Below are 25,850 nucleotides of genomic sequence, written 5' to 3' on the forward strand. Positions count from 1 at the left end.
GCTTTTAGATCATGGGCTTATTTTTCTGGTGGACGGTAGCCTTCTATTTCTACGTCTTTACCTTCAAATAAGAAACCTACCATTTGCTCTTCTAAAAAAGCACGGTGCTCTGGGTCCATCATGTTCAGATGCTTTTCGTTGATCAGCATTGTTTGCTTGTGTTGCCATTGGCCCCAAGCTTCTTTACTGATGTTGTTGAAAATCTTTTCACCAAGCTCACCTGGGTATAGTTGGAAGCCTAAGCCTTCAGCTTCTTTTTGTAACTTTTGACAAAATACTGTACGTGCCATAATTGCTCTCTACTCTTATTGCGTGATGCTATTGTAATCTATTGCGCTTAATTGTTTAACCAGCTTTTTCGTAGGCGCTGCAAGACCAACTTCAACTGACTCATCAAGCGGATACCAAACCAATTGACGCTCATTGATAAGATCAGGAATGTTCGGCAGTGTTAAAACATGCGGATTAATAGTCAGCTCAAAATGCGAAAATATATGGGTAAATGCTTCAAGTGCCTGCGTATCGTTAGATAAACCATGCTGGGCTAAAAATGTTTCTAGCTCAGTTAACTCGCTAAACTCAAAAAAGCCAAACAAACCACCCCATATCCCTGAGCTTGGGCGTTTTTCCATGAGTACTTTATTGTCACAGGCTAGAATAAGCTGATGACATGACTTTTTAGGCACTGCTTTTTTAGGCTTTGAATGTGGAAACTCTTTAACTTTACCTTCATTAAAAGCAAGGCATTTACTATTTAAAGGGCAAGGCTCACAGTCGAATTTACTCCGCGAACAAAGGCTTGCTCCTAAATCCATCATTGCCTGATTAAACTCAGTGACCGACTCTTTAGGCGTTAATTGCGATGATAATGACCAAAGTTGATTTTCGACCTTTTTCACTCCATACCAGCCTTCAACCATAAAAAAGCGTGCTAGTACTCGTTTAACATTGCCGTCTAGAATTGGATGATGTTGGCCAAGCGATAAAGACAAGATAGCCCCAGCAGTTGAACGTCCAATACCCGGCAAGTCCATCACCTCTTCAAGAGTTGTTGGAAATTTACCTTGGTATTTATCGCGGACTATTTTTGCCGTTTTATGCAAGTTGCGCGCACGGGCGTAATAGCCAAGCCCAGTCCAGTGATGTAGCACCTGATCTTCATCCGCATTTGCAAGCGCAATGATGTCAGGAAAGCTTTGCATAAACTTTTCAAAGTAAGGAATAACAGTAACGACCTGAGTCTGCTGTAGCATAACCTCAGAAATCCATACTTTATAAGGGGTTTTATTTAACTGCCATGGCAGCGTTTTACGGCCGTGAAGGTGATACCAGTCAACCACTTGGTTTGCAAACCAAGTTGACTCCTTATTGCTTAAATTCAAAATAACGTCTTTACCTGCTGAAGCTCATTGCGGCCAAGTCTATTGCAGTTAGTTAGGCCAAGCAAGTCGAACAGCAGCAGCTTTACCTCAATGTCAAAATTAATCTCGCAAGATAAACAGGCCCTGACTATTGTACTCAAGGCGCTGGTCAGGGATAATACGCAACCTTTTTCTATAGTCAGTGTTTTTATCAGGCCAAATTTATGAATGATTCAAGCAACCCAAACCTCGAGCAAGCAAAGCAAGAGGGTAAATATATCCGCACGATTCGTAGTTTCGTTAAGCGCGAAGGTCGCCTAACAAAAGGCCAAGCCGCCGCCATCGAAAAGTGTTGGCCAACGATGGGCCTTGAGCACAAAAATGGCATGCTAAACCTAGCTGAAGTGTTTGGTAACGATAACGATGTCGTACTAGAAATCGGCTTTGGCATGGGCAAATCGCTAGTTGAAATGGCTAAAAACGCACCTGAGCTTAACTTCATTGGTATTGAAGTTCACCGCCCGGGTGTGGGTGCCTGTTTAATGGATGCGGACGAAGCTGGTATAACAAACTTACGTGTATTCGAACACGATGCGGTTGAAGTGCTTGCTGATTGTATTGCTGATGAAAGCTTATCTAAGCTGCAATTATTCTTCCCTGATCCATGGCATAAAAAACGTCACCATAAGCGTCGTATTGTACAACCTGAGTTTGCGCAAAAATTACGTAGCAAGTTAAAAATTGGTGGTGTTTTCCATATGGCGACTGACTGGGAAAACTATGCTGAACATATGCTTGAAGTAATGCAAGTTGCTGAAGGTTACAAAAACCAGTCAGAAACCAACGATTACGTTCCTCGCCCAGACTCACGTCCACTGACAAAGTTTGAACAACGTGGTCACCGCTTAGGTCACGGCGTATGGGATCTAATGTTTGAGCGTACTAAGTAATAGAAGGTAAAAGCAACATGAGTAAGTTAACCAATCCAAGTTTATTATTGCTTCGAAATGAAGACGAACTTATTGGAAAATCGATTTTAGTGGTTAACTTTGAGCAAGATGGCTTTTTACACGAACTTAAAACACTCAATCCTGACTCAGTAATTACCGCGTTCAGCTATAACCACGCAAATTTCATGTATGCCAGCAAAATTGCCGGCGTACATGCTGTGGTTGATCACACTATTCCACATGGTAACTACGATTTAGTTATCTACTATTACCCTAAAGCTAAGCCAGAAGCACAAATGTGCCTTGATAACATCCGTGCTGTTTGTCATCAAGATGTACAACTTTTTGTGGTAGGTGAAAATAAAAGCGGTGTTAAATCAGCAGAGAAACAGCTAAAAGACCAATGTAATTTTAGTAACAAAATCGATAGTGCTAAGCACTGTATTTTGTATTTATTCTCTGAGCTTACGCTAAACGATAGCTTTAATATCAGCCGTTACCATAAGCAATTTCAGGTAAAAGCGGGCGAAGTCGAATTTACTGCGATCAGTGTGCCAGGGGTATTTAACCATGGTGCTCTTGATGTTGGTACTGCGGTACTTTTAAATAATGCGCCAAGTATTAGCAAGGGCAAAGTACTCGACTTTGCTTGCGGCGCCGGCATTATTGCGACTTACTTAGGTTTAAAGCAGCCTGAGCTTGAATTTGTTTGTAGCGATGTAAGTGCATTAGCAACTTATGCCACTGAGCAAACACTGGCGTTAAATCACCTTAAAGGCCAAACGGTATTGAGTGATGGCTTGGCAAATATTAATGGTAAGTTTGACTTAATCATCAGTAACCCGCCTTTCCATACCGGTATTGCTACAGACTACACCATTGCCGAAGCATTTCTTAGCTCAGCTAAGCAGCACTTAAGTAAACAAGGTCAGTTGACCATAGTTGCAAACAGCTTCTTAAAATACCCACCTATTTTAGAAGCGCAATTTGGCCAATACAGTACCGATTTCAAGAATACTAAATTTGCAGTTTACTCAGCTAAATAAAAGTTGAGTAAATAGCTTATTCGTAGTAAAAATATTTTTTAAAATATTTAGTTACTTTCAATTGTCTTTGCTAGACTAAACTCTTACTAATAACAAAAATTCTGGCCTTCAAAAGCGCATGCCGACATTTTCGACACAAACAAGTATTCGTAAAGCGTTGACCAATGCGGTAATGCTAGTTACTGCGTTATGTTTGTCTTTGTCTATTTCTATTTCGACTTACTTAGATGTCAAAGAGCAAAAAGCACTGATTGTCGATAAAATCTCTATTCTATCGAAAATAATCGCCTACAATGCACAAATCACCGTATTGTTTGATGATAACGAAACAGAATCTGAGCGCTTAAAATCATTTGAGTCTGTGCCGCTCATTAAAAACATCCACATCTACTCAATCGATGAATTATCAAACGAACCAGTGTTTTTTAGTAGTTTTAATGCCAACCGAACACCACCTGTACCCATTAAAGTCGGTAGCATCGATAATTTATTAGAACCGCGTTTTAAAGATGAAGATATAGAGCTAATAACACCTATCGTATACGAAGGCGACACCATTGGTTACGTGTACGTTCGCGGCGGCTTAGATAGGCTAAATCAGTACATTAATCGTAAGATTATCATCGATATTTTGCTCACCTTATTTGTTCTAGTTTTGGTGTACTTTGTTGCTCGACGTATTCAAAAACGCATTGCAAACCCTATTGATGAGCTGAGTAACCTGCTGCAAGATGTATCGAAAAATCATAACTATGAAACTCGTGCGAAAAAAACCAATATTGATGAAATAAATCAACTTGCTGGCAGCTTAAACATCATGCTCGCGCGCACTAAAAAGCAAATTGAGCGCCACGAAAAAGACAAACAAGAGATTAAACAACTAAACCAAAGCCTTGAAGAAAAAGTAAACCAGCGCACAATCGCATTACGTGAGGCTAACCAAGAGCTACTCAACACCCTTGAGCGAATGCATCAATACCAAAACCAAATCGTCGAAAACGAAAAAATGGCGTCACTAGGCCAAATGGTTGCTGGCGTTGCCCATGAGGTAAATACACCTATTGGCTTGGGCATTACAGGCTCTACTCTACTCCGTGATAAACTCGCTGAAATTAATGCCCTATTTGAACAAAAAACTCTAACTTCAGCACACTTAAAACGCTTTATTAATGACGGCATTGAAAACTTAGACCTCATCTATCGCAACCTAAATCGCGCTGCTGAACTAGTTTCTAGCTTTAAGAAAGTTGCCGTTAATCAAGATGTCGAAGTCACCACCAAAATAAACTTAAATAATTTATTGAGCGATGTAGTGATGTCGATGCGCTCTGAAATTCAATACCGTAATCCAAAAATCACGATTAACTGCAACAATGATGTTAGTATTGAAACCAAATCTGGACCGTTACAACAAGTGCTACAACAGCTGTTAAGTAACTCGGTGATACATGCATTTAGTGACGATCAAAATAACGAAATCACCTTTAACGTTGAGCGCAACGAAAGTAGCTTGAGCATTCATTACTTTGATAATGGCCATGGTGTAGAAAAATCGATTCGAAAACGTATTTTTGACCCATTTGTGACGACTAAACGTGGTGAAGGTGGTAGTGGTTTAGGCATGCACTTGGTGTATAACCTAGTGACTCAAGCACTCGGTGGTAGCATCGTATACGATGAACTAGTCCAAGAAGGTACACACTTTATAATTACCCTGCCGTTGCAAGAAGGTGCAGCGTAATGAGATTAGTGAGTTGTATCTTATTAACTTTGCTTGTTGTGTGCCCGGTATCTGCAAAATCACCTGACCAGGTAAAATCGGCATTTTTGTATCAAATTGCCAAGTTCACTAAGTTTAATGAGCAAATGGATCCTCCACCTATTTCATTCTGTTTTTATGACTTAGATAAAGGCCCTGGTGCGTTTCTTAAAGATAGAAATGAACTGCAAATTAACAAAAAGCCAATCAAAGTTATATTAGTGAAAAAAACCCAGCAAATTTCTGAACTTTCTCAAGTTTGTGATATCACATACATTGATGAAACATTAGAAAATGATATACTTCCACTTTGGACCGATACAATTTCATTGGATACTTTAACGATAGGTGAAAGTATCAGCTTTTTAGAAAATGGCGGTATAGCCTCTCTGGTTCAAGAAGGAAATAAAATCCGACTGTATATCAATAAGCAGCACGTATTGCAGCATAACTTTAAAGTGCAATCTCGATTGTTAGCTATGGCTAAGTTTTATCCAAATTGATTTTACTTGTTAACAATTGGATCTAATCCTATAATCTCTAGTATTCGGTTTTGCTTGATAATACCGAATTTTTGTAAATAAAATTTCCGAAAAGGTTAATATACAATGCAAACGCCAGTCATTCTGATCGTAGAGGATGAAGACGTAACTCGACTAAACCTCGTTAGTTTATTTGAAGCTGAAGGTTACAAAGTTATTGAAGCCATTGATGGCGATGATATGCATGACAAGCTTACAAATAATGATGATGTGAACCTTGTAGTTATGGACATCAACCTACCAGGTAAAAACGGGCTAATCTTAGCGCGTGAATTACGTCAAAAACGTAACGTTGGTTTAATTTTCTTAACAGGTCGTGACAACGACGTTGATCGCATTTTAGGTCTTGAAATTGGTGCTGATGATTACATCACTAAACCTTTCAACCCTCGCGAATTAACTATTCGTGCTCGTAACCTTATTTCGCGCACAGCCCTTGGTGGCGAAGAAGCGAATATCGAAACAAATGGTGTTATCACATTTAACGGTTGGGAACTTGATGAAAACAGCCGTTGTTTAACATCACCAAGTGGCGATGCGAAGCGTTTACCTAAAGGTGAATACCGCGCGCTACGCTTAATGCTTGACTCACCGGGCCGTATTTTCAGCCGTGAGCAATTAATCAAGCACATGACTGGTCGTGAGCTTCGCGCTAATGACCGTACTGTAGACGTAACGATTCGTCGTATCAGAAAACACTTTGAAAGCGATAACAGCACATCTGAGCTAATCAGCACCATCCATGGTGAAGGCTACCGCTTCATTGGTAAAATCGACAGCTAATTAGAATTAATCTTCTAACTGTTGCAAGAATAATTGGAGGGCTTCACGCCCTTCATTTATTTTAACTGCTAGTTCATCAAGCCACAGTTGTAACTCTTCACTACTTTCATCAAGCGCGCCGTGTTCCATCTTCTTAGCGTGTAACTGCACATCGTTTAAGCCTACAGAACCAGCCGCACCTTTTAATTTATGTGCCACCGATTTGTACTCTTCTCTATCATCTGCCGCTAAGGCATCTGCCAGCTCAGTTTGGTACTGAGGGTTTAACTTATTAAATAACTCACAGCTACGATTAAATATAACCAGCCCCATAGAGCCTACAAAGTCTTCGATGGTTTCTATGTCGAGTAACTCAATGCGAATACCTGATAAATCTTTTTCAGTCACGGCTTTGATTGGCTCAGGCTGACAGTTTTTTTGCTGTTTGATATCAAATAGCTCGCCGAGCATTTTATCGAGTTTAGTGGTGTTGATAGGCTTGGCAAGTGCTCCTTGAATATTGATGCCAGCAAGCTCTTCTTCGGCGCTACGTACGTTGGCAGTCAAGGCGACGATTGGCAGCTTATCAAAGTGTTCATCGTCACGAATTTGACGAGCTACTTCATCACCATTGATATCAGGTAATTGCATATCAAGCAGAACTAGATCTAAGTCATCTTCTGTATAGACAAACGACAGTGCATCTTCACCAGTTTCAGCCCAAATAACTTCGTGCCCTCGCTGCTCAAGTAAGTTAGTAGCTATTTCAGCATTTAACGGCACATCTTCCACTAAAAGAATGTTTAAGCTACGAACTGCATAACTTTGCTCTGTAGGCGCAATACATAACTGAAGCGGTATTTCGACTACAAAAACACTGCCCTCACCTTCTGTACTGCTGACATTAATTTCACCTTTCATCGCGCTAACGAGTGCTTTCGTTACCGCAAGGCCGATACCAGAGCCAATGGCATTAGTACCATTGATATCAGGTGCTTTATAGTACATGTCAAAAATACGGTGTAGTTGCTCTTGCGGAATACCCTGCCCTGTATCACTGACTCGCATAACTAACCACGGACCATCGGCACGATTCTCACGACGACATTCAAGTTCAACATGGCCTTGTTGAGTAAACTTAACCGCATTATTGATAAGGTTCCAAACAACTTGGCGTAAACGAGTTGGGTCGAGCGATGCGTAAACATCCAGCGTACCTTTGCGCTTAATATTGAACTCTAGCCCTTTTTGTTCAGCAATCAGACCGGCAAAGTTCACTACATCATTAATAAAGTCGGCCACGTTGACTGAGTCGGCAACAATATCGAGCTGCTCACGGTCAATTTTATCTAAATCAATAATATCGTTAAAAATATTGCCAAGGGTTTCGGCACTCGAAAATACCGTGTTACACCAGCTACGTTGCTGTTTATCTAGTTCAGTATCAAGTAGCATGCGGGTTAAACCCACAATACCGTTAAGCGGCGTTCTTAACTCATGACTTAAAGTCGCAATGAACTTACCTTTATCTTTATAGGCTGCTTCAAGTGCTTGTGCTGCTTCTTTACGACTGGTGATATCACGTCCAAAAGCAAGTAAACCAATGTACTCACCTTTTTCATTAATAAAGGGTAACTTACGCATTTCAAACCAACGCTTTTCACCCCCTACTGGATATTCAACATCAAGAGTGAGAGCTTGGTGAGTTTGTGATACTTTTTTATCGGTGCGCAGTACCTCAGGTAAATAATCACTTGGGTAGATTTCTTCAACACTTTTACCTATTAACTCATCGCTGCTTTTCCCTATCACTTGTTCGAACATTTTATTACAGCCAGCAAATACGCCGTTGTTGTCGCGGTAATAAAACAAATCGGGAGACGAGTCGACAATAGAGCGCAATAACATACCTTGTTGTGCAAGCTCTTGTTGGGTTTTCTTACGCTCGGCAATTTCACGCCTGAGTTCTTCGATTGCTCTGTGTTTGGCATGAAACGCCATTTTACGCTCATCAATCTCTTCATTTAAGCGACTGATATTGTCTTTTAGCGTTTGGTTGAGTAGTTTTTCTTGTTTGGTTGCGCTATCTAGATAGCTGTAAGAGGCTTCTAACTGACGAATTGAGTTAAGCAGCACAGTAATTAAAATCGGCGATACCACCGCAGTGAAGAACATCACCGCCAAAACATCAACTAAAGTCACCGTACCGACTGCTACATAATAAAACATGCACGATAAGATCAGCGACATGACCAATAATAAGGCATAACAGGCGGCGGCAGTTTTAAACTCACCGTATTTAGAAATAAAGCTTGAGAGTGTGCGAGCCCACGGACTCAAAGAAGAATCAATCATATATTAAAGCTTAGGCACATAATCGAAAAAAAACAGCATAGCTGATTTTATCACTATTCCTTTAGAAATATTCATATTGTGCGATAAACATAGAATTTTTTCATCAACGCCGCTTTTTTATATTTTTTCATGTAAAATACCGCGCTTTAATAATTGCAAAGAATGAGTATTACCATGCAAACCACGATGCCAGATATTGCTGATACGGCTCCCGCCCTACAAACAGGTAAATTAGACTGGGTTGGCATGGGCGAAATTGAACTTCCTTTCATTTTTGAAACTCGCAATATTGCCCCTGTAAATGTAATTGCCAAGGCACGAGCTTTTGTAAACTTGCATAAAGAAGACGCGAAAGGCATTCACATGTCGCGTTTATTTTTAGCGTTAGACACTTTATCAACCGAGCAGCAAGTTAATCCACAAACACTTGCCCAAGCACTTGATGCCTTTATTAGTAGCCATGATGATTTAAGTGACCAAGCACAAATCGAATTTAAATTTGAGCTGCCTTTACGTCGTAAATCTTTATTAAGTGGCAAAGTGGGTTGGAAAAACTACCCTATTCACCTGATCGCGAAGATCAACCAAGGTGTTTTAAGCTTTGAGTTAATGGTTGATGTAACTTACTCGTCAACATGCCCATGTTCAGCAGCCCTTGCTCGTCAATTAATTCAAAATGCGTTTAGCGAAAAGTTTGCAGAGCAAAATGTTGATAAGCAAACTGTTTTAGAATGGCTAGGCACAACTGACGGAATTGTTGCTACACCACACTCACAGCGTTCAATTGCAAACGTGAAAGTAAAACTCGATAGTAACGTTGACAGTTTTGATGTGGTTGGCTTAATTGATGCGTTAGAAGCTGAGCTAAAAACACCTGTGCAAGCGGCAGTTAAACGTGAAGATGAGCAAGAATTTGCCCGCTTAAATGGTCAAAACTTAATGTTCTGCGAAGATGCTGCACGTAAAATTAAAGGCTTACTTGAACAGCATAACTACGCAGATTATTGGTTGCAAATCAATCACTACGAATCACTTCATGCCCATGACGCAGTAGCAATCGCAGTTAAAGGAATTGCAGGCGGATACACAGCTTAAAAATTTCGAGTACCTCCACACACTTAGGCACGCTAATTGCTTTTAATTTTCAGTGTCAATTTGTTGTTGTGGAGTTACCGTATGGAATTCGCTTTATTATCAATTTTAGTTTTAGTCGTAGTAGCCTCTGTTGTTGCGTCGAAGTTTACCGATGAAGGCGGAAACCCCTATCCTTTCACTCGTAAGCAAACTGTTTTTACGCAAGTTGAGAGTGCTTTTTTACATCTTCTTGAACGTGCTGTAGGCGATCAGTATAAAATCGTAAGCCGCGTTAAACTGATTGATTTAATCGACTGTAAACAAGGTTTATCGGTAAAAGCTAAACGCGCAGCGATGGCTAAAGCCAAAAACAAACAGTTAGATTATGTACTTATCGACAAAGATAAACTAACTATTGTTGCCGCTGTTGACTTGGTAAATAACACCAACCGCGACGGCCACAAAGCTCAACGAGATTGGTTTGTTAGCGGCGCATTAGAAGCTGCAGGCATTCCACATATTCGTATGAAGGTAAAATCAGGTTATCAACCAAGAGAAGTACGTGATGCAATCATGTTTAAGCTTGGTAAACCTGCAGCAGCACCAGTTAGACCCGCACGTAACCGCGTAACTAAACCAGCCGTGTTGTCACCATCACAAGCAAAAGCACACTCAACGGCGCTCGCTGAAATCTAGCCTGTCATAATATTGGCAAAAGCAGACTTTAAAGTCTGCTTTTTTGTTTGTTTTAGCTGTTTTTAGGTATAATCATTCTATTCAATCTAAGGAATCAAATATTATGCACGTTGGTATTATTGGCGCGATGGAGCCAGAAGTAAAAATCTTACGCGAAGCGATGGCAAACCCAAGCATCATGACTAAAGCTGGTTTTACATTTTACACCGGTGAATTAGCGGGTAACACTGTTACTTTAGTTCAATCTGGCATTGGTAAAGTAGCTTCTGCAGTAGCAACAACACTACTAATCGATAACTTCAGCCCAGATTGTGTGATCAACACAGGTTCTGCAGGTGGTTTTGAACCGTCACTAAATGTAGGCGATGTGGTTATCTCTTCAGAAGTGCGCCATCACGATGTAGACGTTACTGCATTTGGTTACGAAATTGGCCAAGTACCACAAATGCCAGCAGGCTTTGCTGCTCACCCTAAACTGATTGAAGCGGCAGAGCAAAGCGTAAACCAAATCAGCGATGTTAAAACCATGATTGGCCTAATTTGTACCGGTGATTCATTTATGTGTGACCCAGTACGAATTGAAAAAACACGCGCTGAATTCCCAACGATGCTTGCTGTAGAAATGGAAGGTGCGGCAATTGCTCAAGCTTGCCACGTATTAGAAACACCATTTGTTGTGATTCGTTCAATGTCTGACATTGCTGGTAAAGAATCGCCGCAATCATTTGAAGAGTATATCGAAACTGCATCTATCAACTCTTCTAAAATGGTGGTTGCTCTACTTGAAAAACTGACGTCGGTGAGTTTATAAGGTGATTACAAATATTGTTCAAAACCATTTGGACATTATTGTATTTTTTGTAGCGCTCTTAGCTGAGCGCTTCTTTCCTTTGGTTAGTTGGTATCATCCAAACACCTTTTTAACCGTTATTTTCTCTGCACTCGGCGAGCGTTTATACAACCCAACGAACCCCAAAAGCTATCAGTATTTAGCCTCAACTTTGGCTTTTACACTCACTATTTTAGTGATTGTGACATTGATCGTGCTGTTTTTAGAGTTTGCTTTTTATCCTGAGTTATTAAATGGCTTAATTTTATATTTGTTACTCAGTAGCCGCGCTCAAGAGAAGAAATCTTTACGTATTGCCAGATTACTCAAGCTCAATCAAAAAGCGACAGCTAGAGAGCTACTAGCTAGCCTCGTTGCTCGTGATGTATCACGTTTATCAGATCCTGGAATTTGCAAAGCAACGATGGAGTCACTGGTGCTACAAAGTGCACGGCATTATTTTGCCGTTATTTTCTTTTATATACTTGGCGGCGCTATCCTTGCTTTGGTTTATCGCTTACTCACATTAATTCATCAAGCATGGCGAAAAAACCGCAAACCCGACAACCCGTTTTTGGCTCCCATTGCTAAGCTCCTGTTTGTATTGGAGTGGCTACCCACTCGATTAGTCGCATTAACGATTGCAGCAACCAATGCCAGCAAGCAATGTATTCATTATATAAAACACTATGGCAGACACTTTTATCAAACCAATACAGGGTGGCTGTTGAGTGTTACATCGGCTGCTTTGCAAGTGCAGTTAGGTGGCCCTGCCCTATACCAAGGTGAGCGCTTTAATAAAATGCGTGTTGGTACCGATCGCCTACCAAATGCTGATGATATTCCCGCATTAGTCAATCGTTTAAATCAAGCGAAAGCATTTTGGTTACTGCTTATAGTCGGGATTGAAGTAATTAGCCTATTCACAAACTAATCAAAATATAAGCACAAAAAAACCAGCCGCAGCTGGTTTTTTTATACCTATTAGCTTTATTAAGCTAAGGTGATTTTAGCAAACTTACGCTTACCTACTTGGTAAATCTGTGTTGTACCTTTAGCAACTTCAAGCTTAGTATCCGTTACTTTTTCTTCACCATTAATCTTTACAGCGCCCTGCTTAATCATACGCATTGCTTCTGATGTACTTGCTACAAGGTTAGCTTCTTTTAATAAATTAGTGATGAACACAGTGTCTTCAGCAATCGTTACTGTTACTTCAGGGATCTCATCTGGTAATGCATTCTTTTGGAAACGCTTGATAAAATCTTGATGAGCGCCTTCAGCTGCTTCTTCACTGTGGAAGCGAGCAATCATTTCTTTCGCTAGCTCAATCTTGATGTCGCGTGGGTTCGCACCATCAGCAACACGCTGTTTAAGTGCAGCAATTTCTTCGATTGATAAGGCACTTAATAAGTCATAGTAACGCCACATTAGCTCATCGCTAATAGACATGACTTTACCAAACATATCGTTAGGCTCATCAGTAATACCAATATAGTTACCTAATGACTTAGACATTTTTTGAACGCCATCAGTACCTTCAAGCAGTGGCATCATTAATACTGTTTGTGGCTTCTGACCTTCATCTTTTTGTAATTCACGACCCATTAATAGGTTAAAACGTTGATCTGTACCGCCAAGCTCTACATCAGCTTCTAATGCAACAGAATCCCAACCTTGTACCAGTGGATATAAAAATTCGTGGATAGCAATTGATTGACCGCCGGCATAACGCTTTTTAAAGTCATCACGTTCTAGCATACGTGCTACTGTTTGACGCGCAGCCAATTTAATCATACCTGCAGCACCGAGGTTCTCCATCCAAGTTGAGTTGAACGCAACAGTAGTTTTAGCAGGGTCAAGTATCTTAAATACTTGCTCTTTATATGTTTCAGCGTTAGCTAGAACATCTTCACGAGTTAACGGTTTACGTGTTACGTTTTTACCCGTTGGATCGCCAATCATACCGGTGAAATCACCGATTAAGAAAATTACTTCATGACCTAGATCTTGGAAGGTTTTCATTTTGTTGATAAGAACTGTATGACCTAAATGCAGATCAGGCGCAGTTGGATCGAAACCCGCTTTGATCTTAAGTTTCTTACCAGACTTTAGCTTTTCAACTAATTCGTCTTCAATTAATATCTCTTCTGCACCGCGTTTTATCTCAGCTAGAGCGGTTTGTAAATCCACTGTGTATTACTCCAAAAATTCAGCTACCGGGGCGTGGTGGCCTGTCAGGGTTATAAATATAGAGCTAAAAACTTTAAAATTTAGCTAGTTAGCACCAAAAAGCGACACTAGAAAAAAGCCTAACTTAAATAGTTTAAGAAACAGCCCTGAAGGCAGCGCGCATGATTGTTCTTTATACCGCGTTATTGCAATTTTATGAAGGTACTTTAGTTAACTAATCTAGATTTAGTTTAACCATAGGCATCTGCTGCAATTTCAACCAAAAAAGTTTAACGCGCAGGCCAATTCTAGCGTAAAATAGCGCCAGTTTAAATCTACAAAACACTGGTATTTGCTCTATTTTAGGTATATCCTGCGATATTAGTATTTAAATTTCTTGACAGCAGAAAAGGCACGATATGGTTCACGTAGTGCACAAACTTCCCAAAAAACACAAACTGCTTATTCTCGGTTTGGTTTCTGCTATTGTCGGCTTGGCATTATTGCCTTCTGAAAAAGCCACCGCATCAAAGGACAACAGTGCGAACGCACTTGAAATTGGCAAACGCTACGAATTACAAGTTAAAGTTGATGATAACGAAAAACTAACTGAGCTAAATTCGGAGCAAGCAGCAGCAAAACTTCCAGAATACGAGCTTATCGACCATGAAGTACGTAATGGCGATAATTTAGCACTTATATTCAAACGTGCGGGTTTCTCAGCGCAAACATTACACAAACTAGTTAATACCAACGCTGAAACTCGTAAGTTAACAAAAATTCACCCAGGCGAAATCTTAAGCTTTGCAACGGCCGAAGATGGCTCTCTAGCGCAGCTTCGTTATGTGATTTCAAAAACAGATACCTTATACGTTACATTAAATGACGAAGGTAACTACGACACCGCTATTGATAGCAAAGAAATCGAAACGCTAAGTAAATCAGCTGGCGGTGAGATCTCTAATAGTTTTTGGACGTCTGGTATTGCCGCTGGTTTAAGCGAGCGTCAAATTATGAATTTTGCTGACATCTTCGGTTGGGATGTCGACTTCGCTAATGACATTCGTAAAGGTGACCAATTTGGTCTTATTTACGAAGCTCACTATGTTGATGGTGAGTACATTGGTGATGGTAAAATTATTGCCGCAGAATTTATTAATCAAGGCGAGCGTTATACCGCTATTCGCCATACAGATGGTAACTTCTACACGCCTGAAGGCCGTAGCATGAAAAAAGCCTTCTTACGTGCGCCAGTTAACTTTAAGTATATTAGCTCGAGCTTTAATCCTCGCCGCTTACACCCTGTGACTAAGACGGTAAAACCACATAATGGTATTGATTACGCTGCACGTACAGGTACGCCAGTGGTTTCATCGGGTAATGGTAAAGTAATTAAAGCTGGTTATAGTAAGTACAATGGTAACTACGTTTTTATTAGCCATGGCACACAGTATGTGACTAAATACTTACACTTAAACAAGAAAATGGTTAGAACAGGCCAAAAAGTGAAGCAAGGTCAAAAAATTGGTACCGTTGGTGCGACAGGCCGCGTAACAGGCCCACACTTACACTATGAATTCTTAGTAAACGGTGTGCACCGTAATCCGAAAACAGTCAAACTACCTAAATCAGAGCCTTTACCGCGCGATGAGCTAGCTAAGTTTAAACCAATTGCTGATAACTTCTTAGCGCAATTACAGCGTAACAGAGAGTTACAACTAGCGTTAAATAAGTAGCTAAGTAAACATAATAAAGCCGCTTCAATTGAAGCGGCTTTTTCGTTTCTGAGACAATTCAAGCTAATACGGTTATGGCGTTATCAAACTAAACTTATTGCCGACTCTATTCATACCTTAAATTAAACACGCTCATTACCGATACAATTATTATCTTAATAATACATAGATAAGCTGAATAATTAGCGAAATCATCACTAGTGGCCAAATATACTTTGCATATTTAGTTGCGCCATCAAGCCCCATTTTAGACTGATACTTTTCAAGTAGCGGTATTAGAATAACCAAGGCAACAAAAAGGCAGAGTAAGATAATAAAAATATTCATGATGGCTTCCTTACACAAGAATCATTTAACTACCTAGTCTATAGACAAAAAAAAGCGCAGTAAAATTACTGCGCCAGTCGGTTGGAAGTAAATCGACTTAGCCAACAATAGCTAACAGAATACCTGCTGCAACGGCACTTCCTAATACCCCTGCTACGTTTGGCCCCATGGCATGCATTAACAAGAAGTTATGCGGGTTGCTCTCAAGACCAACCTTATTAACCACACGTGCTGCCATTGGTACCGCTGATACACCTGCTGCGCCCACTAATGGGTTGATTGGCGATTTAGAGATCTTATTAAGCCCTTTTGCCATAAACACACCTGAAGCTGTACCTATCGCAAAGGCCAAAGCACCTAACACCAAAATACCTATTGTTTCTACGGTTAAGAACTTATCTGCCGCAAGCTTTGAGCCCACCGCTAAGCCTAAGAAAATGGTGGTAATGTTGATGATTTCGTTTTGTGCACTATTACTTAAACGATCAACCACGCCCGATTCACGCATCAAGTTACCCAAGCAAAACATACCTACCAGAGGTGTTGCAGCTGGTAAAAACAAGATGGTTAAACTCAACACCATTAACGGGAAAACAATTTTCTCTTTCTTCGATACAGTACGAAGTTGCGGCATTTGAATTTCACGCTCTTCTTGTGTAGTTAGTGCACGCATAATTGGCGGCTGAATAATTGGCACCAATGCCATGTATGAATAAGCCGCAACTGCGATTGCACCAAGTAAATCAGGCGCTAACTTAGATGCTAAGAAAATAGCTGTTGGACCATCTGCACCACCAATTATGGCAATCGCAGATGCATCTTGTAGTGTAAATTCAAAGCCAGGAATAAAGTTAAGTAGTATTGCACCAAATAGAGTAGCAAAAATACCAAACTGTGCAGCCGCACCTAACAACAACATACGAGGGTTTGCTATCAAGGCACTAAAGTCTGTAAGCGCACCAACCCCCATGAAGATCAAAAGTGGGAACACCCCAGAATCAATCCCGATGTGGTACACATAATAAAGTAACCCACCCGGCTCAGATAACCCGGCCACAGGGATATTCGTTAAAATAGCCCCAAAGCCAATAGGTAATAACAACAGTGGCTCAAAGTTACGTGCAATTGCTAAATAAAGTAACAAGCAACCAACCGCAATCATGATCAATGCCGCAAAGGTAAAATTAGCAATACCCGTGGCATGCCAGAGGTTTAAAACACCATCCATCCTCTGCCTCTCCTATGCTAGCGCGATTAGCGCATCGCCAGTGGCAACAGAGTCACCCTCAGCTACTAATACTTCTGCAATTGTACCTGAGTGTACGGCGCGAACTTCTGTTTCCATTTTCATCGCTTCCATGATAATAACCACATCACCTTCATTTACTGTTTGGCCTGGTTTCACTTTCACTTTGAAAATATTACCAGCCAAAGGCGCATTGAGTGTTTCGCCTGCTGACGCTGAAGCAGACTGAGGAATTAATTCACTGTCTTTTAAAGTTACTTCTTTAAGCTCACCACCTTGTGCTACGACGACATCGTAAACTTTACCATCAACTTTAACGCTGTATTGCTCCGCTTTTACAGGGCTTGAAGAAGCAGGTTTGCTTTCAGACTTGGCAACTTCACCTGTTGGAATTGCTTCAAATGCATCTGGGTTGTTGCGGTTTTTAATAAATTTAAGGCCTATTTGTGGGAATAATGCATATGTAAGTACATCATCAATCACGTCATCAGCAAGTTCTAAACCTTGCTCTTTGGCTTCACTTAATAACTCAGCTTCAAGTTTCTCAAGTTCAGGCTCTAATTTATCTGCAGGACGACAAGTAATTGCCTCTGCGCCTTCTAGCACTCGTTCTTGCAGCTCTTTATTCATAGGTGCAGGAGTGGCACCATATTCACCTTTGAGCACGCCCGCAGTTTCTTTAGTAATGGTTTTGTAACGCTCGCCAGTTAATACGTTAAGTACCGCTTGGGTACCTACAATTTGCGAGGTTGGCGTAACCAAAGGAATAAAACCTAAGTCTTCACGAACACGTGGGATCTCAAGTAATACTTGATCAAGCTTATCAGCCGCGCCTTGTTCTTTAAGCTGGTTTTCCATGTTAGTTAACATGCCGCCAGGTACCTGTGCTAATAAGATGCGACCATCAACGCCTTTTAAGCTACCTTCAAAAGCAGCGTATTTCTTACGTACATCACGGAAGTAAGCTGCAATTTCTTCTAATTGGTTTAAATCAAGGCCAGTATCTCGCTCTGTGCCTTCGACAATTGAAACTATTGTCTCCGTCGCGCTATGACCATAAGTCATACTCATTGACGAAATCGCCGTATCAAGCATATCAATACCTGCATCGATTGCTTTTTGATAAGTTGCAGTGCTTAAGCCAGTAGTAGCATGGCATTGCATCGCAATAGGAATAGACACGGTTTCTTTTAGGCCTTTGATCAACTGCTCACAATCATATGGCTTTAATAAACCTGCCATATCTTTAATACAAATCGAATGACAGCCAAGCTCTTCAAGCTGTTTTGCGAGTTTCAGCCACATATCAAGTGTATGTACAGGACTTACTGTGTATGAAATTGTACCTTGAGCGTGAGCTCCCACTTTAACAGCTGCTTTAATAGCAGTTTCAAGGTTTCGTACATCGTTCATCGCATCGAAAATACGAAATACATCAACCCCATTTTTGTGTGCTCGCTCGACAAACTTTTCGACCACATCATCAGCATAATGACGGTAGCCTAAAAGGTTTTGTCCACGAAGTAACATTTGCTGCTTAGTGTTTGGCATTGCAGCCTTTAGTTCGCGAATACGTTGCCAAGGATCTTCACCTAAATAACGGATACACGAGTCAAACGTTGCACCCCCCCATGATTCAATTGACCAATAACCCGCATTGTCGAGTTTTTCGGCTATGGGTAGCATGTCGTCTAAGCGCATACGCGTTGCCAAAAGAGACTGGTGTGCGTCACGCAATACTAATTCGGTTAATTTTAATTTAGCCATGTTCGAGCTGCCCCGTTATTTTTGTTTATTTCGAAATTGAGCGATTGCAGCGCTTATTGCTGCAATATGTGCCTGAGGCACACCCTGTTGAGGTTGAATTTTTGCTGTTCGCGTAGGTTCTGCACTTGCTGGATCATCAAATCGACCCACTAGTTTTGACATTAAAGTGACTGCTGTAATCAGAATAGTCAGAAAAACAAACACGCCTACCATGCCTGTTACCATCAAACTGGCCGCAGTGGTGAGTAATCCACCTATATCCATACGACTCCCCTCGCTTACTTAAAATAAAAAGTTATTTTTGTTAAATAATTATGCACCAATAATAACAAACCAAAATCATTTGTATAGCACCATTGTAAATTGGTAAAACCAATTAATTTTAAAATAACATGCCACACATATAATTAACACCCTACATTTCCATCATTCAAAGCCTCGATATAGATGATATAAATAGTCGATATAGCCATAAGTTATATGTTCAGCTATTAACTAAAAACCAGCAAGCGTCTAAAAACCACACACAACAAGGTGTTAGACTTTACCAACCAATAAAAAGTTAAATTGGTCTTACCAATACCGTGGCAATCTGATGTTTTCCTCATGCAACTCAATATGAAAAAATATCACTATGAATAACTTACATGCTTACTCGTAAATGTTACCAAGTGATGAACATCTACCAGCATCACAAATAAAGGTAAACCATTGAAATAAAACAAGTAAAACATCTGGCACAGAACTCGCTTCAGTTACATCGAACTTTAGAAAATTTAAATAGCCAAGGAGACCATTATGTTACGCTGGACCATTACTTTTTTAGTTATCGCGTTAATCGCAGCAGTGTTAGGTTTTGGTGGTATCGCAGGAGCCGCTGCAGGCATCGCTAAAATTATCTTTTTTATATTTTTAGTACTACTAGTTATTTCACTGGTATCTGGAGCTCTTAGAGGTAACGCCCCTAAGTAGTTATAAGCAAATAACCACTTAATTTATTTTATTTACAAGGAATTTCGTTATGAAAAATTCAACTTTGAAAGCCGCTACTATCGCTCTATTTTCAGGTCTATTCATCATGGGTTGTGAAGATAACTCGGCAGAAGATGCAGGTGAGCGTATTGATGAAGCAATTACTGATACACAAAATGCTGTTGAAGACGCATGTGAAGAAGTAAAAGAAGGTGTTAACGCAGAAGAAACTAACTGCTAATCACAACACTTTATGAAGAAAGCGGCCAAGTGTCGCTTTTTTTGTGTATACAAGTTAGCAACTCTAGGCTGCCTGCTGCTTGTGTCAAGGAGCTTGCTAACTTTACTTTTTCCCCCAGAAACTCGCTAATTTGTTGGGTTTCGTTCCGTTTTTCCCTACGCCATATAGGTCGTCATTTATGGCGACACGTGTTTTATCACACATACGTGACGGGCTAAAGCCAGACTTACAGCCGCATAAATTGAGAGAATCGCGCGAAATAAATTTCACGCCTACGCGAGGTAAACCCGCAGCTACCTTAAGCTCGCAACTTTACTCTTTCACCTAGAAACTCGCTAACTTGTTGGGTTTCACTTACAACCCGTTGTGAGGGGCTCGTTTGTCGTTACACTCGCTATATGCCACTTCCCATCAACAAAGCTCACTTTTGCTACATCACTCACAGCAAAATCACCAGGTACATTCAAGCGTGTTAAGTTACTTGCTAACTGTTGTTTACAGTATGGACCTGTATCACCATGCATCACTAACACAGGCTTATTGGTGTGCTTTGCGAAGTCACTGATGGCATCACGGTATACTTTAAAAGCATCACAGTTTGAGCGCTGTGATTCACTACAAACTGGTTTACTGGTCGGGTGGTAAATATCAGCCTGAAAGCCAAACACATACGCCTTAGCATCTTGCTGAATGAGTGCTTGTTTTAACCAAATTAAATTGTACTTATCACGTTTGTCGGCTGCATCAAGTGCTGCGCTTTTGTCACTTTTTAAAATTTGCGAGCGACCATTAAAAGTACCTGGTATATGTAAGGTGCGAAACTCAATGCCATCGAATTGCCAACGAGCATTCTCTAGCATTTCAGCTTGTGTTACATAACCCTGTAACTGTTTTGCTTTTTGTCTATAAGCATCGTCGAACATTAAGCCTTTAACAAAACTTAGCCGTTCGAGCTCATCGAATTGAGGAGTTAATGTGACGCGGTCGCAATCTGTCCACTCATTATCACCTGGGGTGTAAATAAAAGGCTGCGTAGTCAGCGATGTTAATAACGCCTTATTAGTTTGCAAAAGCTTATTCGTGCAAGCAAGCGCTCCTGATTTCATGTCGCCAAGGTGCATTAAAAAGCCATGGGGTGTTGTAGCGATTGCCTTAGTAATTTTTCCGTCATTTGCGAGATTAATTTCATCAATCGGGGTGTATGGCATATCGCCCATAACTAAAAAAGTATTTGAAGTCATTGCAAGCGCTAATGACATTGAACTAACAAACATACAACTTACCCCTAAAAATACAGATACCTTAAGCTCTCATAATGACAACTAAATGAAAACCAACTGCGGCAGTTTTTTTCTATCAATGTTAAACTGCTGCCAGTCGAATAAGTGAGTCTGAGAATGACATTAAGTACAAATTACACACTAGATAAACCGTATTATTACGAATGCTTTGATGAGTCTTTACCTTATTCATCACAAGCCAAGCCTAAATACCTGCTGTTGGCATTGTTAATAACCTTAGGCTTATTAGCTTTTTATCAATTAGAGAACCATTATCTGGGCAGCTTTATGATTATGCTTGCTGTCGTTGAGTGTTTATCGTTTTATTACAAGCGCCCATGGTGGGTCGCAAGACAAATGATGAGCCGAGCATCAGGTAGCGAAGTGACCATCACCTTTGATGATGAAGGAGTGAAGGCCGAAAACCCACATAAAAGCTACCAATTAAGCTGGCAACAAATTAGTGAGATTATTGAAACTGAGCGAGGTTATATTTTAAAGGCGCAGCGCGGTATGCAATATATTTCTAAACAAGCGCTAAATGATGAAATAACAGCTGAACTAAATAAAAGAGCCACTCAATGAGTGGCTCTTAAAAATATCTATCGCTGATTAAACATTGCCCGGATTTGGGTTAGATTTCTCTGCTTGGATTCGCATGTAGATTTCTTCACGATGTACTGATACATCTTTAGGTGCATTTACACCAATGCGAACTTGATTTCCTTTAACACCAAGAACAGTAACTGTTACTTCGTCACCGATCATAAGGGTTTCACCTACTCTACGAGTTAGTATTAGCATTCTCTTGCTCCCATGTTCCAAAAAATTAAAAGATTCCGCGTCAAAAACATTCTAATGAAATCTAGACTTAAAAGTAAGTAAAAACTCTAGATCTTATTCATTTTCAGTTAAAAAAACTTTGTGTAGTGCACGTACAGCCAGTTCTAAATATTTTTCATCAATTAAAACTGATATCTTTATTTCTGATGTCGACACAAGCATCACTTTGATGTTTTCTTCGCCAAGCGCATTAAAAAATAAGCTTGCCACACCAGAGTGAGATTTCATCCCTACACCTACAGCAGACACCTTGGCAACATTGCTGACCCCTTTAATAGATTCTGCGCTGATACCACCTTGGTTTTTGGTCAGAATTTCGAGCGCTTGCTCAAAATCATTCGTGTGCACAGTAAAAGCATAGTCTATTTTTTCAAAGTTATGATTAACTTGATTAATCATATCTATTTCGATGCCGAATTCTGCGAAAAGTTTCAATATTTTTGCAAGGTTTTCCGTCCCTTGGTGCACGCCATTGACGTAAATCAAACTTTCGTCACGATTAAAGGCGATACCCGACACAATGTTTGCTTGCACATCCGGTTCCTCAAAACTGATCAAGGTTCCTTGATCCGGGTTAAAACTCGATAACACTCTGAGCGGTATATTGTATTTTCCTGCGGCTTCGACACTGCGAATATGCAGAACCTTAGCCCCAAGACTGGCCATTTCAAGCATCTCTTCGAAGGTAACATGGCTCATACGTCGCGCATTTGGTTCAATACGCGGATCAGTGGTGTATACCCCATCAACATCGGTGTAAATTTGACATTCATCCGCATTGACAGCACCTGCAATCTCAACCGCAGAAGTATCTGTACCACCGCGACCAAGCGTGGTGATATTACCTTCAATATCGCGCCCCTGAAAGCCTGCAATTATGGCAATACGGTTATGCTCAAGCTCATGCTTTAGACGAGTCGCAGCAACCTCTTCAATACGCGCTTTACCAAACATATTGTCGGTGCGAATATTAACCTGATCGGCAAGTAAGCTTACCGCTGAATGACCACGTTTAATGATAGCCATTGCCAATAAAGAGACTGAGACTTGCTCACCTGTGGTCAGCAATACATCAAGCTCACGAGCGCTAGGTCGAGAATCGATTTGTTTAGCGAGTTCAATAAGACGGTTAGTTTCTCCCGACATAGCCGAGAGCACTACCACAACTTGGTGGCCTTGTTGCTTGGTTTTTACAACAAGGTCGGCGACGGCCTCAATTCGCTCTATTGAGCCAACTGAGGTGCCACCGAATTTTTGGACGATAAGTGCCACTAGTGATTAAGAACGCTCAGTTAACCAGCCAGTTACACTTTCTAAGGCTGCAGTAAGGTTCTCTGGCTGAGTACCACCTGCTTGTGCCATATCAGGACGACCACCGCCCTTACCGCCTACTTGTGCAGCCATGTGATTTACAAGCTCACCAGCTTTCACTTTACCTGTTAGGTCTTTAGTTACACCCGCGATCAGGCTTACTTTATCGCCATTGGCTACACCAAGCGCAATTACACCTGAACCAATCTTAGTTTTCAGGTCATCAACCATGCCACGTAGTGCTTTAGATTCAGTACCAGCAACATCAGCTACCAGAAGTTTGATACCATTCACTTCAACTACAGAGTCAAGTAACGATGCCCCTGCCGCACTTGCTAGCTTGTCGTTAAGCTGGGCAATTTGCTTCTCAAGCCCTTTTGACTTCTCAAGTAATGCTGTCACTTTTTCAAGTACACTGCTGCTATCACCTTTTACTAGCGCTGCAACATCATTTAGCTGTTGCTCTTGCTCACTAACATAGGCAACAGCTTCTGCACCTGTTACTGCTTCGATACGGCGAATACCTGCCGCGATACCACTTTCTGACACAATTTTGAATAAGCCGATATCACCAGCACGCTTAACGTGAGTACCACCACATAGTTCAATTGAGTAATCACCAATGGTTACTACGCGAACTTCGTCGTCGTATTTTTCACCGAATAATGCCATTGCACCTTTTGCTTTGGCATCTTCAATAGCCATTAGCTCAGTTTCAAGAGCAAAGTTACGACGGATCTCATCATTCACTGCGCGCTCGATTTGACGTAATTCGTCTTTTGTTACCGCTTCAAAGTGAGAGAAGTCAAAACGTAAACGCTCAGGGTCAACAAGTGAACCTTTTTGATTTACGTGCTCACCTAAAATTTGACGTAACGTCTCGTGCAATATGTGTGTTGCAGTGTGGTTTTTCTTGATGCTATCGCGACGTGCTGCATCAATTGTTGCCTCTGCTTTATCATTTGTACCAATGCGTCCTTGAACACGACCGTGGTGCGCAAATGCGTTACCAAGCTTAGTAGTGTTAGTGACTACGAACTCACCACCAGCGACTTTTAACACACCCGTGTCACCAACCTGGCCACCAGATTCAGCATAAAAAGGTGTACGGTCTAAGATTGCGATACCTTCTTGACCATCTTCAAGTACAGAAACTGATTGACCTTCAGAGAAAAGCTCAACCACAGTGCCAGTGTAATGCTCTGCATCGTAGCCTTTAAAGTCAGTGTGTTTTTCTGACTTAAGTTGTTGGTTGTAATCAGCACCAAACTTACCAGCTTGCTGTGCTTGCTTACGCTGTACAGCCATACATTCTTGGAAGCCGTGTTCATCAATCGTCATGAAACGCTCACGCGCCACATCTGCTGTTAAGTCAGCAGGGAAACCGTAAGTGTCATAAAGCTTGAACACTAAGTCGCCAGGGATCACATCACCTTTGATGTCAGTTAGGCTTTCTTCTAAAATAGCAAGACCACGCTCAAGTGTTTTACCAAACTGCTCTTCTTCAATACGTAGTACTTTCTCGATAATTTCTTGTTGCTTAGCAAGCTCTGGGTACGCTTGGCCCATTTGTTCGATTAGAGCAGCAACTAGCTTGTAGAAGAACGCACCTTTCGCGCCTAGCTTATTACCGTGACGAACTGCACGACGAATAATACGACGTAACACATAGCCACGGCCTTCGTTTGATGGCATAACGCCATCAGATACTAAGAACGCACATGAACGAATGTGGTCAGCAACAACGCGTAGTGATTTATCATCTAAGTCTTGCGCGTTTGTTACTTTAGCTGCAGCGGCAATAAGTGCTTGGAATAAATCGATTTCGTAGTTTGAGTGAACGCCTTGTAAAATTGCAGAGATACGCTCAAGACCCATACCTGTATCAACAGACTGCTTAGGAAGAGGTTCCATTGTGCCGTCGGCATGGCGGTTATACTGCATAAATACTAGGTTCCAGATCTCGATGAAACGGTCACCGTCTTCTTCTGGAGAGCCAGGAGGACCACCCCAAATTTCTTCACCGTGATCGTAAAAGATTTCAGAACATGGACCACAAGGGCCTGTATCACCCATTGACCAGAAGTTATCGCTAGTTGCAATGCGAATAATGCGATCTTCACTTAGACCCACTTCTTTATGCCAAATGTTGAAGGCTTCTTCATCATCGTGATAAATGGTTACTAGTAGCTTTTCTTGCGGTAGTTTTACAACATCAGTTAAAAACTCCCACGCAAACTTGATTGCGTCTTGCTTGAAGTAATCACCAAAGCTGAAGTTACCTAACATTTCAAAGAATGTATGGTGACGTGCAGTGTAACCTACGTTTTCTAGGTCGTTATGTTTACCACCTGCACGCACACAACGTTGTGAGCTGGTCGCACGTGAGTAAGGGCGGCTTTCGGCACCTAAAAATACATCTTTAAATTGCACCATACCGGCGTTATTAAATAATAACGTGGCATCGTTACCCGGGATCAGCGAGCTTGAAGGAACAATTTGGTGTTGTTTAGAGGCAAAAAAGTCTAAGAACTGTTGCCTGATCTGTGCGGTAGTCATATGCTGCATGTGAAAATCTCAC

Annotated in this window: 25 protein-coding genes; 13 read left to right on the top strand and 12 right to left on the bottom strand. The window is 41.0% G+C overall.

Annotation, left to right across the window (positions count from 1 at the left end; all coding sequences use genetic code 11):
* Window positions 1-17: 17 nt before the first annotated feature.
* Together J8Z25_RS12415 and mutY are read right to left on the bottom strand one after the other, a co-directional pair.
* A complete protein-coding gene (locus J8Z25_RS12415; RefSeq protein WP_036970432.1) occupies window positions 18-290 on the bottom strand; it encodes an oxidative damage protection protein in 273 nt (90 codons plus the stop codon).
* Between the two features lie 15 nt (window positions 291-305).
* A complete protein-coding gene (gene mutY, locus J8Z25_RS12420) occupies window positions 306-1,382 on the bottom strand; it encodes an A/G-specific adenine glycosylase (protein ID WP_175580500.1) in 1,077 nt (358 codons plus the stop codon).
* A 203-nt stretch (window positions 1,383-1,585) separates the two neighbouring features.
* Here mutY and trmB point away from each other — a divergent pair, with 203 nt between their 5' ends.
* The 5 genes from trmB to arcA all read left to right on the top strand — a co-directional run bounded on the left by trmB (window position 1,586) and on the right by arcA (window position 6,441).
* Window positions 1,586-2,311, top strand: coding sequence for a tRNA (guanosine(46)-N7)-methyltransferase TrmB (trmB, locus tag J8Z25_RS12425; protein ID WP_130050839.1), 726 nt, complete (start codon window positions 1,586-1,588; stop codon window positions 2,309-2,311).
* 17 nt (window positions 2,312-2,328) lie between these two features.
* Window positions 2,329-3,357 (top strand): 16S rRNA (guanine(1207)-N(2))-methyltransferase RsmC, encoded by a 1,029-nt coding sequence (rsmC, locus tag J8Z25_RS12430; RefSeq protein ID WP_250661138.1) that lies wholly within the window; start codon window positions 2,329-2,331, stop codon window positions 3,355-3,357.
* Between the two features lie 118 nt (window positions 3,358-3,475).
* Entirely contained in the window at window positions 3,476-5,098 is a 1,623-nt protein-coding gene (locus J8Z25_RS12435; protein ID WP_130050837.1) for an ATP-binding protein, read from the top strand.
* On the top strand, window positions 5,098-5,619 hold the full coding sequence (locus tag J8Z25_RS12440; protein ID WP_130050836.1) for a YfiR family protein: 522 nt from the start codon (window positions 5,098-5,100) through the stop codon (window positions 5,617-5,619). Before J8Z25_RS12435 ends, J8Z25_RS12440 begins: the two co-directional genes overlap by 1 nt.
* 105 nt (window positions 5,620-5,724) lie before the next feature.
* Window positions 5,725-6,441 (top strand): two-component system response regulator ArcA, encoded by a 717-nt coding sequence (gene arcA / locus J8Z25_RS12445; protein WP_054551295.1) that lies wholly within the window; start codon window positions 5,725-5,727, stop codon window positions 6,439-6,441.
* Between the two features lie 6 nt (window positions 6,442-6,447).
* On the opposite strand, the gene arcB is transcribed toward arcA, so the two are convergent.
* Window positions 6,448-8,775 (bottom strand): aerobic respiration two-component sensor histidine kinase ArcB, encoded by a 2,328-nt coding sequence (gene arcB / locus J8Z25_RS12450; RefSeq protein ID WP_130050835.1) that lies wholly within the window; start codon window positions 8,773-8,775, stop codon window positions 6,448-6,450.
* Between the two features lie 174 nt (window positions 8,776-8,949).
* Between arcB and folE2 the strand changes: the two genes are divergently transcribed.
* The 4 genes from folE2 (at window position 8,950) to J8Z25_RS12470 (ending at window position 12,308) form a co-directional block, all read left to right on the top strand.
* Window positions 8,950-9,870 (top strand): GTP cyclohydrolase FolE2, encoded by a 921-nt coding sequence (gene folE2, locus J8Z25_RS12455; protein ID WP_130050834.1) that lies wholly within the window; start codon window positions 8,950-8,952, stop codon window positions 9,868-9,870.
* 81 nt (window positions 9,871-9,951) lie between these two features.
* Window positions 9,952-10,545 carry a DUF2726 domain-containing protein gene (locus tag J8Z25_RS12460; protein ID WP_130050833.1) on the top strand — a complete coding sequence of 198 codons (594 nt, stop codon included), beginning with the start codon at window positions 9,952-9,954 and terminating at the stop codon, window positions 10,543-10,545.
* Between the two features lie 103 nt (window positions 10,546-10,648).
* A complete protein-coding gene (gene mtnN / locus J8Z25_RS12465; RefSeq protein WP_130050832.1) occupies window positions 10,649-11,356 on the top strand; it encodes a 5'-methylthioadenosine/S-adenosylhomocysteine nucleosidase in 708 nt (235 codons plus the stop codon).
* Window position 11,357: 1 nt separating this feature from the next.
* Entirely contained in the window at window positions 11,358-12,308 is a 951-nt protein-coding gene (locus J8Z25_RS12470) for a cobalamin biosynthesis protein CobD/CbiB (protein WP_130050831.1), read from the top strand.
* 59 nt (window positions 12,309-12,367) lie between these two features.
* On the opposite strand, the gene tyrS is transcribed toward J8Z25_RS12470, so the two are convergent.
* Window positions 12,368-13,567: a tyrosine--tRNA ligase gene (gene tyrS / locus J8Z25_RS12475; protein WP_130050830.1), complete on the bottom strand. Its 1,200-nt coding sequence runs from the start codon at window positions 13,565-13,567 to the stop codon at window positions 12,368-12,370.
* 398 nt (window positions 13,568-13,965) lie between these two features.
* Between tyrS and J8Z25_RS12480 the strand changes: the two genes are divergently transcribed.
* Window positions 13,966-15,282 (top strand): peptidoglycan DD-metalloendopeptidase family protein, encoded by a 1,317-nt coding sequence (locus J8Z25_RS12480; RefSeq protein WP_130050829.1) that lies wholly within the window; start codon window positions 13,966-13,968, stop codon window positions 15,280-15,282.
* 150 nt (window positions 15,283-15,432) lie between these two features.
* Here J8Z25_RS12480 and J8Z25_RS12485 read toward each other — a convergent pair whose 3' ends face one another.
* From J8Z25_RS12485 to J8Z25_RS12500, 4 genes are all read right to left on the bottom strand, one after another.
* Window positions 15,433-15,609 carry a hypothetical protein gene (locus tag J8Z25_RS12485; protein ID WP_165385086.1) on the bottom strand — a complete coding sequence of 59 codons (177 nt, stop codon included), beginning with the start codon at window positions 15,607-15,609 and terminating at the stop codon, window positions 15,433-15,435.
* A 97-nt stretch (window positions 15,610-15,706) separates the two neighbouring features.
* Window positions 15,707-16,837, bottom strand: a complete 1,131-nt coding sequence (locus tag J8Z25_RS12490) for a sodium ion-translocating decarboxylase subunit beta (protein WP_130050828.1) — start codon at window positions 16,835-16,837, stop codon at window positions 15,707-15,709.
* 12 nt (window positions 16,838-16,849) lie between these two features.
* Window positions 16,850-18,622 (bottom strand): sodium-extruding oxaloacetate decarboxylase subunit alpha, encoded by a 1,773-nt coding sequence (oadA, locus tag J8Z25_RS12495; protein ID WP_130050827.1) that lies wholly within the window; start codon window positions 18,620-18,622, stop codon window positions 16,850-16,852.
* A gap of 15 nt (window positions 18,623-18,637) precedes the next feature.
* Complete coding sequence (locus J8Z25_RS12500; protein ID WP_130050826.1) at window positions 18,638-18,886, bottom strand: OadG family protein; 249 nt, start codon at window positions 18,884-18,886, stop codon at window positions 18,638-18,640.
* A 534-nt stretch (window positions 18,887-19,420) separates the two neighbouring features.
* Here J8Z25_RS12500 and J8Z25_RS12505 point away from each other — a divergent pair.
* Complete coding sequence (locus J8Z25_RS12505; protein ID WP_130050825.1) at window positions 19,421-19,594, top strand: DUF1328 domain-containing protein; 174 nt, start codon at window positions 19,421-19,423, stop codon at window positions 19,592-19,594.
* A 49-nt stretch (window positions 19,595-19,643) separates the two neighbouring features.
* Window positions 19,644-19,835, top strand: a complete 192-nt coding sequence (locus tag J8Z25_RS12510; protein ID WP_054551284.1) for a hypothetical protein — start codon at window positions 19,644-19,646, stop codon at window positions 19,833-19,835.
* A 350-nt stretch (window positions 19,836-20,185) separates the two neighbouring features.
* Here J8Z25_RS12510 and J8Z25_RS12515 read toward each other — a convergent pair whose 3' ends face one another.
* A complete protein-coding gene (locus tag J8Z25_RS12515) occupies window positions 20,186-21,109 on the bottom strand; it encodes a hypothetical protein (RefSeq protein WP_250661139.1) in 924 nt (307 codons plus the stop codon).
* 123 nt (window positions 21,110-21,232) lie between these two features.
* On the opposite strand from J8Z25_RS12515, the gene J8Z25_RS12520 reads away from it, so the two are divergent.
* Window positions 21,233-21,700 carry a YcxB family protein gene (locus J8Z25_RS12520; protein ID WP_250661140.1) on the top strand — a complete coding sequence of 156 codons (468 nt, stop codon included), beginning with the start codon at window positions 21,233-21,235 and terminating at the stop codon, window positions 21,698-21,700.
* A 27-nt stretch (window positions 21,701-21,727) separates the two neighbouring features.
* Here J8Z25_RS12520 and csrA read toward each other — a convergent pair whose 3' ends face one another.
* From csrA to alaS, 3 genes are all read right to left on the bottom strand, one after another.
* On the bottom strand, window positions 21,728-21,919 hold the full coding sequence (gene csrA / locus J8Z25_RS12525; RefSeq protein ID WP_036970495.1) for a carbon storage regulator CsrA: 192 nt from the start codon (window positions 21,917-21,919) through the stop codon (window positions 21,728-21,730).
* A 93-nt stretch (window positions 21,920-22,012) separates the two neighbouring features.
* Complete coding sequence (locus tag J8Z25_RS12530; protein ID WP_178927316.1) at window positions 22,013-23,230, bottom strand: aspartate kinase; 1,218 nt, start codon at window positions 23,228-23,230, stop codon at window positions 22,013-22,015.
* A gap of 6 nt (window positions 23,231-23,236) precedes the next feature.
* A complete protein-coding gene (alaS, locus tag J8Z25_RS12535; RefSeq protein ID WP_178927317.1) occupies window positions 23,237-25,837 on the bottom strand; it encodes an alanine--tRNA ligase in 2,601 nt (866 codons plus the stop codon).
* Window positions 25,838-25,850: the final 13 nt, after the last annotated feature.

This window comes from Pseudoalteromonas sp. SCSIO 43101 (assembly GCF_023650775.1).
GTDB lineage: Bacteria > Pseudomonadota > Gammaproteobacteria > Enterobacterales > Alteromonadaceae > Pseudoalteromonas > Pseudoalteromonas apostichopi.

Bases quoted from the DNA above. Each gene is read 5' to 3' on its own strand.
- J8Z25_RS12480 (WP_130050829.1), top strand. From the start codon at position 13,966: ATGGTTCACGTAGTGCACAAACTTCCCAAAAAACACAAACTGCTTATT.
- csrA (WP_036970495.1), bottom strand. From the start codon at position 21,919: ATGCTAATACTAACTCGTAGAGTAGGTGAAACCCTTATGATCGGTGAC.
- J8Z25_RS12510 (WP_054551284.1), top strand. From the start codon at position 19,644: ATGAAAAATTCAACTTTGAAAGCCGCTACTATCGCTCTATTTTCAGGT.
- J8Z25_RS12440 (WP_130050836.1), top strand. From the start codon at position 5,098: ATGAGATTAGTGAGTTGTATCTTATTAACTTTGCTTGTTGTGTGCCCG.
- folE2 (WP_130050834.1), top strand. From the start codon at position 8,950: ATGCAAACCACGATGCCAGATATTGCTGATACGGCTCCCGCCCTACAA.
- rsmC (WP_250661138.1), top strand. From the start codon at position 2,329: ATGAGTAAGTTAACCAATCCAAGTTTATTATTGCTTCGAAATGAAGAC.
- alaS (WP_178927317.1), bottom strand. From the start codon at position 25,837: ATGCAGCATATGACTACCGCACAGATCAGGCAACAGTTCTTAGACTTT.
- J8Z25_RS12435 (WP_130050837.1), top strand. From the start codon at position 3,476: ATGCCGACATTTTCGACACAAACAAGTATTCGTAAAGCGTTGACCAAT.
- J8Z25_RS12500 (WP_130050826.1), bottom strand. From the start codon at position 18,886: ATGGATATAGGTGGATTACTCACCACTGCGGCCAGTTTGATGGTAACA.
- mtnN (WP_130050832.1), top strand. From the start codon at position 10,649: ATGCACGTTGGTATTATTGGCGCGATGGAGCCAGAAGTAAAAATCTTA.
- arcB (WP_130050835.1), bottom strand. From the start codon at position 8,775: ATGATTGATTCTTCTTTGAGTCCGTGGGCTCGCACACTCTCAAGCTTT.
- J8Z25_RS12485 (WP_165385086.1), bottom strand. From the start codon at position 15,609: ATGAATATTTTTATTATCTTACTCTGCCTTTTTGTTGCCTTGGTTATT.
- J8Z25_RS12490 (WP_130050828.1), bottom strand. From the start codon at position 16,837: ATGGATGGTGTTTTAAACCTCTGGCATGCCACGGGTATTGCTAATTTT.
- J8Z25_RS12515 (WP_250661139.1), bottom strand. From the start codon at position 21,109: ATGTTTGTTAGTTCAATGTCATTAGCGCTTGCAATGACTTCAAATACT.
- J8Z25_RS12415 (WP_036970432.1), bottom strand. From the start codon at position 290: ATGGCACGTACAGTATTTTGTCAAAAGTTACAAAAAGAAGCTGAAGGC.
- oadA (WP_130050827.1), bottom strand. From the start codon at position 18,622: ATGGCTAAATTAAAATTAACCGAATTAGTATTGCGTGACGCACACCAG.
- J8Z25_RS12520 (WP_250661140.1), top strand. From the start codon at position 21,233: ATGACATTAAGTACAAATTACACACTAGATAAACCGTATTATTACGAA.
- J8Z25_RS12505 (WP_130050825.1), top strand. From the start codon at position 19,421: ATGTTACGCTGGACCATTACTTTTTTAGTTATCGCGTTAATCGCAGCA.
- trmB (WP_130050839.1), top strand. From the start codon at position 1,586: ATGAATGATTCAAGCAACCCAAACCTCGAGCAAGCAAAGCAAGAGGGT.
- arcA (WP_054551295.1), top strand. From the start codon at position 5,725: ATGCAAACGCCAGTCATTCTGATCGTAGAGGATGAAGACGTAACTCGA.
- J8Z25_RS12460 (WP_130050833.1), top strand. From the start codon at position 9,952: ATGGAATTCGCTTTATTATCAATTTTAGTTTTAGTCGTAGTAGCCTCT.